The organism is Winogradskyella aquimaris, from assembly GCF_042676105.1.
Lineage (GTDB): Bacteria > Bacteroidota > Bacteroidia > Flavobacteriales > Flavobacteriaceae > Winogradskyella > Winogradskyella aquimaris.
This window is the reverse complement of sequence record NZ_JBHTJQ010000011.1, coordinates 20,525-32,875: the sequence shown is the minus strand read 5'-3', so window position 1 is coordinate 32,875 and position 12,351 is coordinate 20,525. Positions and strand designations below refer to the sequence as shown.

The window sequence follows — 12,351 nt, the reverse complement described above, 5'->3', positions numbered from 1 at the left end:
AAAACATCATTGAAAATTATGTATTCACTGACTCTTTACATGTATAAACAAAATTAAGTCTCTCAATTATCATCTACATCCAAGAAGACAGGTTGAGGCCCTGTGTAATCGACTTGGGACTTAAGAAAGAAGAAAATAAATGCTACCACCAAAAAGAATGAGTAAACAAACCCTAGATAGTTGTCATCAATTATATAGTAATAAGCCAGCTGGATAATCTCAGAAAAAACTATGCAAATAGATCCGATTAAAAACAACATTGACTTCTTATCATTTCTATATAAATAATCAATTAACGCAACAGAAAGTAGCAACATCACTACACTATTATAAATAAATTCCAAAGCATATTCATAAGCAGATAGGGATGTTTTAGTTGTATCCGAAACAATAACCACACAAAAAACATCCAAAATTAAAAGTACGATGATCGGTATGGCAAGCTCCTTGTAAGCACTCCTAAAATCAATCGCTTTAATAATTTTTAAAATGAACATGAGATAAGAGGCTATATACATAATGTTGGCACCATAATAATAGTAATCAATACCATCGTCTTCAATCATTGGACCATACCAGCCTATACAACTAAATATATGCCCAATTGTAAATAGAACTAAAAATGCCTGAAAATAAAACGATTTATCTTCGGTAACCCGTTTATATAAAAGTGCAAGCAGAATAAGCGTTATTGTGCCAACAACAGTACCTTCAGCCTCTAACGCTAAACCTTGAAGTACAATTAAGACTCCAGCTAAAAGCAAAAGCAATACCTTTAAGATTTTATTCACTAACATTAATTAATCCCTTATTAACGAAGCGAATATATAAAAAATATACAATTAAACGATAAAAAAATACTTTTTATCGATAAAAAACCAGATTTTATGTAGGAATTTATTTCAAAAGTTCTAAAAACTCTTGTTCAGTAAGAATTTTAATGTTTAAACTTTCTGCTTTTGTGCGTTTACTTGGCCCCATTTTGTCACCTGCAACAACATAATTTGTTTTTGAAGATATTGATGACGACACCTTACCACCATTATCTTCAATGAGTTTTTTAAGGTCATTACGAGATATAGTTTCAAACACACCAGAAACCACAAAGGTTTGCCCTTTTAATTTATCTGTTTGATTAGCTAATTTTTCTGCCGAGATTTCCAATTGCACACCATACCTCTTTAATCGATCTATAATCATTTTATTTTCTTCTGAATAAAAGAACTCCACAACACTCTCTGCAATACGTTCTCCAATTTCATCTACAGTAACCAAATCTAAAACAGACGCAAACATTAAAGCATCTATTGACTTATAGTGCTTGGCCAACTTTTTGGCAACCGTTTCACCAACATATCTAATTCCTAGGGCAAACAAAACACGCTCAAATGGAATTTGCTTGGAAGCCTCTATCCCCTTTACTAAATTCTCAGCACTCTTTTCTGCCATACGCTCTAATGGGATAACTTGTTCTACGGTTAAATCATATAAATCGGCATAGTTTGAAATTAATCCTTCATTTACCAAAAGCGCAACTGTTTCTCCACCTAACCCCTCAATGTCCATTGCTTTTCTGGAAATATAATGCTGAATTCTACCTATAATCTGTGGTGGACAACCATTGTAGTTAGGACAATAATGCTTTGCTTCACCTTCAGGCCTAACAAGCTCTGTCTGACACTCAGGGCAATGTGTTATGTAGATCGTTGGTTTAGAATCCACTGGTCGTTTTGTAAAATCCACTGAAATGATTTTAGGAATTATTTCTCCTCCTTTCTCAACAAACACCTCATCACCTTCCCTGATATCCAACTTCTCGATCTGATCGGCATTATGTAAAGACGCACGCTTTACAATAGTACCCGCCAATAGTACGGGCTCTAAATTGGCAACTGGTGTAATGGCACCAGTGCGACCCACTTGATAGGTAATATGGTTTAGTCTTGTAGACACCTGTTCAGCTTTAAACTTATAAGCCATGGCCCAACGTGGCGCCTTAGCTGTATAACCTAACTCATCCTGCTGAAACAAACTATTCACCTTAACCACTACACCATCTATTTCATATGGCAAACTAAACCTATTCTTTTCCCAGTAATTCACATAGTCTAAAACCTCATCTATAGAATTTACCAATTTTGCTTCGTTCGGCACCTTAAAACCCCAAGCCCTCGCTTTTTCTAAACCTTCAAATTGCGTTGAGATATCAAGGTTATTTCCTTTTATGCTGTACAATAAACATTCTAAAGGGCGCTTGGCCACTTCGGAACTATCTTGCAGCTTAAGACTTCCTGATGCCGTATTTCTAGGATTTCGATATGGTTCTTCTTCGTTTGCAATACGTTCTTCATTCATTTTCAAAAATCCTTCAATCGGCAAAACAATTTCTCCTCTTATGTCAAACCGGTCTGGATAATCACCTTTCAGTTGAAGTGGTACGGTATTTATGGTTTTAACATTGGCCGTCACCTCGTCTCCTTGCACACCGTCCCCTCTGGTTACCGCTCTAATGAGTTTTCCGTTTTCGTAAGTAAGGCTCATCGAGGCACCATCATATTTGAGTTCACAAGTATACTGGACATCTCCATCAATCATTTTTTTTATCCGTTTTTCCCAATCCGTCAAATCCTCTTTTGAATACGAATTATCAAGAGAATACATTCGAAAATCATGAACAACCGTATTGAAGTTTTTGGTAATAGTACCACCTACACGCTTTGTTGGTGAATTAGCATCATAGAATTCTGGATGGGCATCTTCTAAAGCCTGAAGTTCTTTTAATTTCATATCAAACTCGTAATCACTAATTGTAGGATTATCGAGTATGTAGTAACTATAGTTGTGTTGACGTAGTTCTTCTCTTAAAGATTCAATCTTAGATTTAATATCCATTCTATAATCCTTCTTTATTTAACCATTTTGGTGCTGGCAATGGCTTGTAATTATTCATTTTATCTAAAAGTCCTTCAATGGTTGTATCTATAACAACAGCATCTAAATTTTCTTGTTTTAAAAAGCCTCGTTCTACCATTATTTTACATTGTTCTATCAACGCATTGTAATACCCGTTGATATTTAAAATTCCAATAGGTTTGGTGTGTAAGCCTAATTGTCCCCAAGTTGTAATTTCAAAAAATTCATCCATAGTTCCGAAACCACCTGGAATAATGATGAAACCATCACTTTTTTCATACATAATAATTTTCCTATCGTGCATGTTGTCAGTAGTAATCAGTTCCGTCAGTGCGGCATGAACAATTTCTTTGGTCTTAAGAAATGATGGAATAACACCCACGGTTTCACCTCCGTTTTCTATTACACCATCTGCCACTTTTCCCATAATACCAATCTTAGCAGCACCATAAACAAGGGTTATATTTTTTTGAGCCAATTCTCTACCTAAAGCATAAGCTGTAGATATAATTTCGTCATCATTTCCGGTGCTACTTCCACAAAAAACTGATATACTTTTCATATTACTTTTTAGTTCCTTTTAGCATTCTATCATTTCCATTTAAGTCCTTTCTCAATTCAACAGCTTTAAATTCAGCATCAACTAAAAGTTGCTTTGTTTCTTGTCCAAGATACTGGTTAATTTCAAAATAAAGCGAACCGTTAGACTTCAAATTATCAACAGCAAAATCAGAAATAGCTTTGTAAAAAATTAATGGATTTTCGTTTTCCACAAATAAAGCCAAATGTGGTTCGTTATTTAATACATTGGGTTTTATTTCCTGCTTTTCGAGTTGGCGTACATAAGGCGGATTGGACACAATGATATCAAAAAATCCATTCTGTCTCTGCGAGACATCTTTCACTATAGGGAAGAAATCCTCATCTGCCAATTTCAGTGCATCACCTTTTACAAACTGAATATTGACATTATTCTCTTCCGCATTCTCTTTGGCTATTTTTAACGCAGATTCTGATAAATCAACCGCAAAAACCTTAGCTTCTGGCATGTGCTTTGCCAGGGAAATAGCAATACAACCAGAACCAGTACCTATATCTAAAATCTTTATCGCATTCTTGTTGTTTCGACTGTGCTCAGCATGGCATTTTATGATCCAATCAACGAGTTCTTCAGTTTCTGGCCTAGGAATTAAAACATTTTTATTCACATTAAAAGTCAATCCATAAAATTCGGTTTCTCCTAGTATATATTGAATTGGCCTTTGCTGCTTTAGTGCTTCAAGCACCTCTAGCAAGGTTTTGGTTTCAGGCTTAGTCAAGTTAAATTCAGGATCTAATATTAATTGAATTCTATCTACATTAAGATGATGCTCTATGCTTAGATAAAAAAAGCTAGACACTTCTTCTTTGCCATATAAAGCGTCTAATTGGTCATGAAATATGTTCTTTAAATCTTTTGCTTTCAATCTTAGAGTGTTTTTAGCATCCAAACTGTGCATGAATAATGCCCTGTATCCCCCATAGGTTTATCTATAAATTCAAAGCCTACTTTTTTGTATAATTTTCTGGCATCATCCATATAAGGCATCGTTTCTAAATAGCAATGTTGGTAACCAACTGATTTTGCAAAATCCAAACATCTTGTCATCATCTTAAGTCCAAAGCCTTTTCCTCTTATGCTTGGCATAAAATACATTTTTTGCAATTCGCAAACATTACCACTATAGTTTTCTAGGGGAGCAATGCCAGCACCACCAAGAATCTCACTACCACTTGCCAATACAAAATATTTAGCTTTGGGCTTGTTATAGGTTTCTGTCATGCAGTCTAAAGACAAATCTTCATAAGCTGTACCCACTTTAGGCACACCCATTTCTATCAAAACACTACGAATCGCCTTTGCGATTTTAGGGTCGTCCTTTTGTTCAATTTCTCGAATAACTATGGTATCTTTACCCACCTTATTAAAAATTTATATACGGTAATTTTTTTGGGTATGAAGATAGCTATAATTACTTTTTTAGGATGAAAAGAACCTTGCTGATTTTAGTGATTTGTTCACTTGTTTTTAACTGTACGTTTAGAGAAAAACCTCAGTTTATTGGTCTTGATAACATTGAGGTCTTGGACTCTAATATTAAGAACATTACGATAAGTGCCAATGCTGAGTTCTCTAATCCAAATGACGTTGGTGGCATTCTGCAAACAGATGCCTTAAAGGTATTTATAAACAATAGGGAAATCGCTACGTTTAGCTCAAAGGAATTTAATGTCCCTTCCAAAGCCATGTTTAAAATTCCACTTACTGTATCTGTTGCGACAGATAGTATTATAAATAAGGACAACCTAAGTGGGTTACTTGGAAGTCTGCTCTCGCAGAAAATAAAGATTCAGTATAAAGGTGATATCAAGTACAAGATTTTGGGCTATTCGTCTACTTATGAAATTGATAAAACGCAAGACGTAAAAATTAAATTATAGTTGCAAATCCACGAATATTATATAAAACGCTGTCTGCAAATTGCTAAAAATGGATTGGGTACCACAAGACCAAACCCAATGGTAGGTGCTTTAATTGTACATAACAACAAAATTATTGGTGAAGGATTTACTAGTGAATACGGAGGACCACATGCCGAGGTAAATGCCATTAATGCCGTAAAAGACAAATCACTACTTAAGTACAGTACTATTTACGTATTATTAGAACCATGCAGCCATTTCGGAAAAACACCTCCATGTAGCGATTTAATCATAAAACACGGCATTCCAAATGTAATTATTGGCTGTGTAGATGATAATCCCGAAGTTGCTGGTAAAGGTATTGCTAAACTAAAAGCGCATGGTTGCAATGTTATTGTTGGTGTTTTAGAAAAGGAATGCAAAGCACACCTTAAACGTTTCTTTACTTTTCATAACAAAAAACGACCATATGTTATTTTGAAATGGGCACAATCCCAAGATGGCTTTATTGCACCATTACATAAAAATGATAGAAAACCTGTATGGATTACGAACATTTACTCCAGGCAATTAGTTCATAAATGGCGCGCTGAAGAACAAAGTATTTTAGTTGGCACCAAGACCGTTGTAGATGACAATCCGAGTCTTACGGTTAGAGATTATGAAGGACAAAACCCTGTAAGAATTGTTTTGGATCTAAACAATAAATTAAATGACAATTATCGGATATTTGATACTTCTGCAAAAACCATTAAACTTATCAATAAAGAACTAAGCATTAATGAGCCCTTAGCTTCTCAAATATGCCGTAAGTTATATCAAGGCAATATAAACTCTGTTATTGTTGAAGGTGGTGCAAAAACGCTTCAAACATTTATTGATGAAGATTTATGGGACGAAGCGAGGCTGTTTATTGGTAAAACTGAATTTAGAGAGGGTTTAAAAGCCCCTAAGTTCAAGGGCAGGTTGGTTTCTGAACAACATATAAATGATGACTGTCTGAAAATTTATAGGAATGATTGATACACTGATTTTTGATTTTGGTGATGTTTTTATCAATCTAGACAAGCAAGGTGCAATGCAAAACGCACTTAATTTGTTTAAGATGGAGACCTTTGAAAAGGACATGATTACCACTAATATGCTGTATGAAGTTGGTAAAATTACAACCGAAGAGTTTATTGAATTTTACAAATTAAAATTTCCATACTTAGAAGACCAACAAATCGTTAAAGCGTGGAATTATATTCTTAGAGATTTTCCAAAATATCGATTGGAATTCCTTCAAAAAATAGCTCAGGAAAATCGTTATAAAATCATACTTCTAAGCAATACTAATGATATGCATATAGACTACATAAAGTCTAATATTAGTTTTTATGAGGAATTCAAAGGTTGTTTTGATGCATTTTATTTGTCGCAAGAAATTCAACTGCGAAAGCCTAATCAGGAGGTCTTTGATTTTGTTTTGGAAAACAATAATCTCAATCCAGAACACTGCTTTTTTGTAGATGATACCAAGGAAAATACAGATATGGCCGAATCTTTAGGGATTAAGGTGTGGAATATAGATGAAACTCGAGAAGATGTCATCGATTTGTTTAATCTTAAAAACATCTACTTTTGATTTTTTTAATACTAAGTGTCCTGTCCTCTACCGCTATTTTTGTGCTATTTAAACTTTTTAATAAACACAATGTAAACACTTTGCAAGCTATTGTTTACAATTATATAACAGCGAGCACATGTGGTTTATTGTTATACCAGAAACCCATTCAGCTGAACTATTTTATAAGCGAACCATGGTTTTATGTGGCACTTGCTTTGGGCTTTTTATTTATTGCCATTTTTAATGTTATGGCACTCACCGCACAAAAAAATGGTTTATCTGTAGCTTCCGTGGCCAGTAAGATGAGTGTGATTATACCGGTTTTATTCGGAATAATAATTTACAAAGAAAGCGTTGGATTTTACAAAATATTAGGAATTATACTTGCTTTAGCGGCTGTGGTATTGGCATCGATAAAACCAAAAAGCAATGTTAGGCTAACCAGGTCCATTTATCTGCCAATCGTACTATTCTTAGGGTCAGGAATCATTGAAACAAGCGTCAACCATTTTGCTCCAGACGGCAATATGCCATTATTTTTATCTATTATTTTTGCAAGCGCGGGTATTATTGGATTTGCATTAGTGGGTTTAAAATCAGTTAAAACTAAGCAACGTTTTAATCGCAAAAGCATTCCTTTCGGAATTGCATTAGGTTTAGTCAATTATTCTTCAATGTATTTCTTATTAAAAGCCTTAAGAGTGGAAGGTTTTGAGACTTCCTCAGTCTTTACTATAAACAATGTGGCTATTGTAGCCATGACATGCCTAATTGGTTTGTTGGTCTTTAAAGAACTGATATCATATAAAAATTGGCTTGGAATTGGCTTAGCCTTAATTTCAATTGTTTTAGTAATACTTTAAATAAAAAAACCATCACTACAATAGTACCGAGTAATGATGGCTTTTTAAATTTAATCTATTTTAGACTAATTGTCCTTCAATACCTTGACATACTCGTTGGTATTTCCTATGTACAATTTAAGCATATACATACCATTTGAAAGGTTTGTTAAATCGATTTTATCTGATGATGCATTGCTCAATACTTTTTGACCAGTGATAGTGTAAACTTCAATTAATTCGATTGGTTGATTCACTTCAAAATTCACCTGGCCTCTGGTAGGATTAGGGTAAGCTTTGAATTCTGCAATGGTAGTCTCGTCAATAGATAATCGGTTAACACAGTCATCCGTTAAAGAATTAACATCCTCAATTTTTCCGGTATTATTAAAGGTTACCCCATCAAACCCAGGATAATCAGAAGGATATCTGTGAGCTCTAAATGATCCGTTCCCTACAGGTTCAGAAAATTGTGTGTACTCGACTCCAGCACCAACAGGAATTCTATACACCCAAATAACATCACCATTACCATTTATTTCAGTAATTCTACCTATATCAGACTCATTAATTAAAGCATTACCATTTGGCAAAGTTTGAAAACCACACTGAGCACCAGCATGCATAACTTCAGACATGATTATACCATCCCATGACCAATCATATGTAGTAGGCAAGAATTTCCCTGAGTCCAAAGTATATACTCCATTGTTATGGTTAGGATCTATAATATGTACAGACGAGGCTGCCATGTCACTTCCGTAACCATCATTGCTAAATACAGACATCTTTCCTGCATGAGGTCCGGCTGTAATCCATTTAATATCGTGCTGTCTTCCTAATTTTCTATCAGCCGCAGTTCCTTGATCGTAAGCTTCCGGATTTCCCCATCTCCATAAAAAATCACCTCCTTTTCCATACAATCCACCTGAACTTGTTGCCGCCTCAGCTGTTGTTGTACTGTGGTCAATAACAAATACTTCACTCAAGTGTCTCGCAGAGACTGCTATTTGATCCAAATCTTCATTGTAATCCATTGCATTGGCATGTATTGGATTAGAACCATTACCGTTGTCATAATTGATATTGTATAACTGAGGGTTGTCTGCCACTACACCAAAGTTAGGTTTTGTGTTATCAAAATCTTGAACAATGTGATCAATAAGCCTCCATTCCCAAACAATATTTGCAGAGTCAGTTCCTACGGGTTCGATTTCTATGATTCGTTCCAATACAAAAGTTGGATTATTGTAAGACGTATCCATACCTTGTGCAAACATTTCTGTATCTGTCAAACTCTGTCTTACTAATACTAAAAAATTCCCGTTTGGTAAAGGCTCTATGTCGTGATGTATTCTCCAACCAAAGACATCTTGGTACGTAATACCCCAAAGTACATTATCATTCCAGTCTCTGATTTCCGCTTGCAAACCGCTACTTTGTAAAAGATTTCCATTTTCAAGTAAATAGGCATTTCTAGCATTATTACCTGAAAAGGTCCATTCGTTAACTACCTCACCACAATTGTCAATCAAGAATACTCTCTGATCAGAAGTAGGCTTAAATAATGTGTAACCGTCTGCTTTTTCTTCATTAATATCATCGTAAATAAGACCAATGGTCTCTTGACTAAATGATACATTAAATAATAAAAATAGTAGAGTTAAAAATGTAAAATTTTTCATTGCTTAATTTTTTTCGCTAATATAAATAATGAAACTCAAAAATGTAAATTTTTTTAACCAAGAGTTGACCCAACTTGACATTTAAAGCCATCAAATAAATTGAGAAATGCTTTACATAGTCTGAGTAAGAGTATTTTATTAAAATTAACTCAGTCCCTTATTAGTACTTTAAATAGAATATGGTAGTTTAGCATTAAATATGAGTGAAACAGACACATATAAGACCATTTCTAAATCATCAATAGGCGAGTTATTCAAAGACAAAAACAGTAAGTTTATTGGCTATGTTTATCCTGTTGAAAACGAAGACCAAATCAAAATCCACCTAGATGAGGTTAAAAAGGAGCACCATTCTGCAAGACATTGGTGTTACGCTTATCAATTAGGTACAGAGATATTAATCTATAGAGCAAATGACGATGGCGAACCGAACAACTCCGCTGGTATGCCTATTTATGGGCAAATTCAATCTTTTGATCTTACCAATATCCTAGTTATTGTGGTCAGATATTATGGAGGTACTAAACTTGGTGTTAGTGGATTGATTAATGCCTATAAAACTTCAGCTCAACTTGCAATAGAATCCTCTCAAATAATTGAGAATACGATAAATCGAAAATTTACACTCAAATTTGAATATAAAAACATGAGCAAAGTGATGCGGATTTTAAAAGAAAAACAAATAGAAATTGATAGGCAATTATTGGAGCTAGACTGTTTGTTAGAAATATCTGTCAGAAAAAGTAACGCAAATGAAGTTTTTGAATTTTTCAGTCAGTTTTTCGGTGTCGAAATCAGTGAATTATAACGAATAATTTTGCAGTTTGTCTAAAAGATATTTTGGACATCTCGTAGGCCTATTTCGTTTTACATCGATAAAGGCCAAAACCGTATTCCCTGTAGCCAATAATTCGTCTTTATCATTGCTTAATTCATAATCAAACTCTATTGAAGCCGTAGGCATTTTTTTCAATTTAGTTTTTACTTTAAGCACATCGTCATAACGTGCTGAATTTTTGTAGTTTATATTTAATGAAATTACTGGAAGCATGATGCCTTCTGCTTCCATAGCACTATAGCTTAACCCAAACTCTCGCAACCACTCCGTTCTTCCTACCTCAAAATACACTGCATAATTAGCGTGATACACTACACCCATTTGATCGGTTTCCCCATATCGCACGCGAATATTTGTTTCGTTATAATTCAAAATAAATGCTTTTGTTTAACAAAAAATTTGTAGTTTTAAATGATTTTAAACATGAGAAAAAAATTCTTAAAATTCAACTTGAATTGATTTTTTTTTTAAGAATTTTGTTCACATATTTGTCGTGTTATAAAACGCTGAGAGAATCCTAGTTCTCTTTTTTTTTGCTAATCTAACTAACTATATAAACTAACATTTAACTAATGGAGATAACAGCGGAATCTGTATGGAATAATTGTCTCAATTTTATTAAAGATAATATACAACCACAAGCCTATAAAACCTGGTTTGAACCCATACAAGCTGTTAAACTTTCAGGTAATGCCTTGAGCATTCAGGTACCTAGCAAGTTTTTTTATGAGTGGTTAGAAGAGCATTACGTAAAAATTCTTAAGGTTGCACTCACCAAAGAACTTGGAAAAGACGCGAAATTGGTTTACGTCATCAGAATGGAAAACACCTATGGTAACAAACAACCATTCACGGAAAAAATCCCAAGTGCCAACAGAACAGCCGTTAAGTCTCAGGAAGTTGATGTACCGTTCAACAACAAAAGTCCTGAATTAAAAAATCCTTTTATAATACCAGGGATTAGAAATGTAAAAATAGAATCGCAACTTAATCCAAGTTACACATTCGAAAATTTCTTGGAAGGTGATTCTAATAGATTGGCCAGAAACGCTGGAATTGCAGTAGCCAATAAACCAGGTGGAACTTCCTTTAATCCATTATTAATTTTTGGAGGTGTCGGCTTAGGTAAAACACATCTTGCACACGCCATTGGAGTGGATATAAAGGATAAGTATCCTGAAAAAACGGTACTTTATATTTCTGCAGAAAAATTTACCCAACAATATATTGACTCCGTTAAGAAAAACAATAGAAATGATTTTATACACTTCTATCAAATCATTGATGTGTTGATTATTGACGATGTGCAATTTCTTTCTGGTAAGACAGGTACCCAAGATGTATTTTTTCACATCTTTAACCACCTTCATCAAAATGGTAAACAAGTGGTTTTAACGAGTGATAAGGCTCCTGTTGATATGCAAGATATTGAACAGCGCTTGCTATCTCGTTTTAAATGGGGACTTTCAGCAGAATTACAAACTCCGGATTTTGAAACCAGAGTATCCATCTTAAAGAACAAACTCTACAGAGATGGAGTAGAAATGCCAGACGATATTGTAGAGTATGTCGCAAAACATATTAAAACGAACGTTAGAGAACTTGAAGGTGCTATAATATCCCTGATAGCCCAATCATCTTTCAATAAGAAAGAAATCACTTTAAATTTAGCTAAAGATATTGTAGATAAGTTTGTAAAAAACACGAAACGCGAAGTTTCTATAGACTATATCCAAAAGGTAGTGTCAGATTATTTTCAAATGGATGTTAGTACCTTACAATCCAAAACGCGTAAACGTCACATCGTACAGGCTCGTCAGTTAGCGATGTTCTTTGCAAAAAAATACACTAAAGCATCGTTAGCAAGTATTGGATCTCAAATTGGTCAGCGTGACCATGCCACTGTATTACATGCATGTAAAACGGTAGACAATCTTTCTTCGACTGACAAGCAATTCAGAAAATACGTTGAGGATCTAGCAAAGAAATTATCACTTTAAA

Annotated in this window: 13 protein-coding genes; 6 read left to right on the top strand and 7 right to left on the bottom strand. The window is 34.4% G+C overall.

Features of this window, described 5'->3' with window-relative positions; genetic code table 11:
- Positions 1–62: 62 nt before the first annotated feature.
- The 5 genes from ACFQ1K_RS09445 to ACFQ1K_RS09425 form a co-directional block, all read right to left on the bottom strand.
- Positions 63–791 carry a hypothetical protein gene (locus tag ACFQ1K_RS09445; RefSeq protein ID WP_320556022.1) on the bottom strand — a complete coding sequence of 243 codons (729 nt, stop codon included), beginning with the start codon at positions 789–791 and terminating at the stop codon, positions 63–65.
- A 106-nt stretch (positions 792–897) separates the two neighbouring features.
- Positions 898–2,892, bottom strand: a complete 1,995-nt coding sequence (gene ligA / locus ACFQ1K_RS09440; RefSeq protein WP_320556023.1) for an NAD-dependent DNA ligase LigA — start codon at positions 2,890–2,892, stop codon at positions 898–900.
- 1 nt (position 2,893) lies between these two features.
- Positions 2,894–3,475, bottom strand: coding sequence for an LOG family protein (locus ACFQ1K_RS09435; RefSeq protein ID WP_320556024.1), 582 nt, complete (start codon positions 3,473–3,475; stop codon positions 2,894–2,896).
- Position 3,476: 1 nt separating this feature from the next.
- Positions 3,477–4,379, bottom strand: a complete 903-nt coding sequence (gene prmC, locus ACFQ1K_RS09430) for a peptide chain release factor N(5)-glutamine methyltransferase (protein WP_320556025.1) — start codon at positions 4,377–4,379, stop codon at positions 3,477–3,479.
- A 2-nt stretch (positions 4,380–4,381) separates the two neighbouring features.
- Complete coding sequence (locus ACFQ1K_RS09425; RefSeq protein WP_320556026.1) at positions 4,382–4,873, bottom strand: GNAT family N-acetyltransferase; 492 nt, start codon at positions 4,871–4,873, stop codon at positions 4,382–4,384.
- Positions 4,874–4,938: 65 nt separating this feature from the next.
- Between ACFQ1K_RS09425 and ACFQ1K_RS09420 the strand changes: the two genes are divergently transcribed.
- From ACFQ1K_RS09420 to ACFQ1K_RS09405, 4 genes are read left to right on the top strand one after another with little or no spacing between them, the layout of a single operon-like run.
- On the top strand, positions 4,939–5,394 hold the full coding sequence (locus ACFQ1K_RS09420) for a hypothetical protein (protein WP_320556027.1): 456 nt from the start codon (positions 4,939–4,941) through the stop codon (positions 5,392–5,394).
- The gene (ribD, locus tag ACFQ1K_RS09415; RefSeq protein WP_320556028.1) at positions 5,395–6,399 is read left to right on the top strand and encodes a bifunctional diaminohydroxyphosphoribosylaminopyrimidine deaminase/5-amino-6-(5-phosphoribosylamino)uracil reductase RibD; all 1,005 of its coding nucleotides are present in this window, start codon (positions 5,395–5,397) and stop codon (positions 6,397–6,399) included. It abuts the gene before it with no gap.
- Entirely contained in the window at positions 6,392–7,003 is a 612-nt protein-coding gene (locus ACFQ1K_RS09410; RefSeq protein WP_320556029.1) for an HAD-IA family hydrolase, read from the top strand. Before ribD ends, ACFQ1K_RS09410 begins: the two co-directional genes overlap by 8 nt.
- On the top strand, positions 7,000–7,848 hold the full coding sequence (locus ACFQ1K_RS09405) for a DMT family transporter (protein ID WP_320556030.1): 849 nt from the start codon (positions 7,000–7,002) through the stop codon (positions 7,846–7,848). The genes ACFQ1K_RS09410 and ACFQ1K_RS09405 overlap by 4 nt, the downstream gene beginning before the upstream one ends.
- Positions 7,849–7,913: 65 nt before the next feature.
- Here ACFQ1K_RS09405 and ACFQ1K_RS09400 read toward each other — a convergent pair whose 3' ends face one another.
- Entirely contained in the window at positions 7,914–9,512 is a 1,599-nt protein-coding gene (locus tag ACFQ1K_RS09400) for an aryl-sulfate sulfotransferase (RefSeq protein WP_320556031.1), read from the bottom strand.
- Between the two features lie 199 nt (positions 9,513–9,711).
- On the opposite strand from ACFQ1K_RS09400, the gene ACFQ1K_RS09395 reads away from it, so the two are divergent.
- Positions 9,712–10,320 carry an IMPACT family protein gene (locus tag ACFQ1K_RS09395; RefSeq protein ID WP_320556032.1) on the top strand — a complete coding sequence of 203 codons (609 nt, stop codon included), beginning with the start codon at positions 9,712–9,714 and terminating at the stop codon, positions 10,318–10,320.
- Here the strand turns inward: ACFQ1K_RS09395 and ACFQ1K_RS09390 are convergent.
- A complete protein-coding gene (locus ACFQ1K_RS09390) occupies positions 10,315–10,722 on the bottom strand; it encodes an acyl-CoA thioesterase (protein ID WP_320556033.1) in 408 nt (135 codons plus the stop codon). The genes ACFQ1K_RS09395 and ACFQ1K_RS09390 overlap by 6 nt on opposite strands.
- Positions 10,723–10,922: 200 nt before the next feature.
- Between ACFQ1K_RS09390 and dnaA the strand changes: the two genes are divergently transcribed.
- Complete coding sequence (gene dnaA, locus ACFQ1K_RS09385) at positions 10,923–12,350, top strand: chromosomal replication initiator protein DnaA (protein WP_320556034.1); 1,428 nt, start codon at positions 10,923–10,925, stop codon at positions 12,348–12,350.
- The last annotated feature ends 1 nt before the right edge of the window (position 12,351 follow it).

What these genes read in the sequence shown, in the direction of transcription:
- dnaA (WP_320556034.1), top strand. Translation starts at nt 10,923, where the DNA reads ATGGAGATAACAGCGGAATCTGTATGGAATAATTGTCTCAATTTTATT.
- ACFQ1K_RS09395 (WP_320556032.1), top strand. Translation starts at nt 9,712, where the DNA reads ATGAGTGAAACAGACACATATAAGACCATTTCTAAATCATCAATAGGC.
- ACFQ1K_RS09435 (WP_320556024.1), bottom strand. Translation starts at nt 3,475, where the DNA reads ATGAAAAGTATATCAGTTTTTTGTGGAAGTAGCACCGGAAATGATGAC.
- ligA (WP_320556023.1), bottom strand. Translation starts at nt 2,892, where the DNA reads ATGGATATTAAATCTAAGATTGAATCTTTAAGAGAAGAACTACGTCAA.
- ACFQ1K_RS09420 (WP_320556027.1), top strand. Translation starts at nt 4,939, where the DNA reads ATGAAAAGAACCTTGCTGATTTTAGTGATTTGTTCACTTGTTTTTAAC.
- ACFQ1K_RS09400 (WP_320556031.1), bottom strand. Translation starts at nt 9,512, where the DNA reads ATGAAAAATTTTACATTTTTAACTCTACTATTTTTATTATTTAATGTA.
- ACFQ1K_RS09410 (WP_320556029.1), top strand. Translation starts at nt 6,392, where the DNA reads ATGATTGATACACTGATTTTTGATTTTGGTGATGTTTTTATCAATCTA.